Here is a 1,264-nt window from a genome sequence, read left to right as displayed (position 1 = left end):
TCTCCATCGACGGCAGCATCGTGCTGGTCAATGGCGCGCTGTCGTCGGCGCGGTTCAGCAAGGTCACCTTGAACAGGGGCGACGACGTTGCGGTATCCGTGAAGCGATCCGGCAAGGGCTATGCGGTCGACATATCAGGCAGCGCGCTGGATGCACGCTCGCTCATCAAGCAGTTCACCTCGGACGTCGACACGGCCACCAAGACGACCGGTTCCGATGCCATTTCCGTCAGCGCCGATGTCGATCAGCTGACCGGTTTCCACGACGAGCAATTGTCCAATCTGAAGCTCGACTACAGCGCGGCCGGATCGCGGGTGAACGGGCTGAAGGTCAGCGCCACGGCAAGTTCGGGCGCTGCGATCAGCATCAGCAACACCACTGGCGCTGGCCAGCGCGCGCTCAACATGCAGTCCGCGGACGCTGGCGCCATCCTCAGGTTCCTCAACATCTACGAGCATATGGAAGGTGGATCGATCACCCTGGCGCTGGCGGGGCCGAGCGACGGATCGCTGAAGGGCAAGGTCGATACCAGCAACTTTTTCGTGGTCAACGAACCGAAACTCGCCTCCATCGTCTCGACCACGCCGGCCGGCGACAACCGCAGCCTCAATCAGGCGGTCAAGGGCAAGCTGGACACGTCGCGGGTGAAATTCGAACGCGGTTACGCCGAGATCGACAAGGGCAGTGGCTATCTGAAACTGGCCAATGGCGTGCTGCGCGGCCCGCGCATCGGCACGACGTTCCAAGGCACGCTCTACGATCAGAACAACAATATGGACATGACTGGCACGTTCATGCCGGTCTATGGCCTCAATCGCATCTTCGGCGAATTGCCCATCGTCGGCGCGCTGCTCGGCAATGGCCGCGACCGCGGCCTGATCGGCGTCACCTACCGGCTCAAGGGCAATGCCAACAAGCCGCTGCTGGACATCAATCCGCTGTCGGTGATCGCGCCCGGGATATTCAGGTCGATCTTCGAGTACCGCTGATCGAGGTCAAATCGGCCGCACCAGAATGTGCTTTTTCCTGCCCAGAGAAAGCTTTACGACGTTTTCCGGACTCAAATCCTTTGAAGTCACAAGCCGGCGCTCATCGCTGACCGGCTCGTCGTTCAGGCGCACCGCACCGCCCTGCACATGCCGCCGCGCCTCGCCGTTCGACGCCGCCAGTCCGGCGGTGACGAGCAGCGACAGGACGCCCACGCCGGCTTCGAGCGCTGCCTTGTCAACCTCGACGGTCGGCAGCGCTCGAAGCCGGCGTGGGC

1 protein-coding gene and 1 pseudogene are annotated in these 1,264 nt (G+C 62.7%); one reads left to right on the top strand and one right to left on the bottom strand.

Features of this window, described 5'->3' with window-relative positions:
• Positions 1-989 (top strand): annotated as a pseudogene (locus tag EN935_RS36430) (AsmA-like C-terminal region-containing protein); the annotation flags it as partial.
• 6 nt (positions 990-995) lie between these two features.
• Here the strand turns inward: EN935_RS36430 and EN935_RS36425 are convergent.
• Positions 996-1,264 (bottom strand): S4 domain-containing protein (locus tag EN935_RS36425; protein ID WP_281040407.1); only part of this gene is annotated, 269 nt, incomplete at its 5' end.

This window comes from Mesorhizobium sp. M7D.F.Ca.US.004.03.1.1 (assembly GCF_003998635.1).
Classification (GTDB): Bacteria; Pseudomonadota; Alphaproteobacteria; order Rhizobiales; family Rhizobiaceae; genus Mesorhizobium; species Mesorhizobium loti.
The sequence above is the reverse complement of the archived record's forward strand: the minus strand, read 5'-3'. Positions and strand labels throughout refer to the sequence as shown.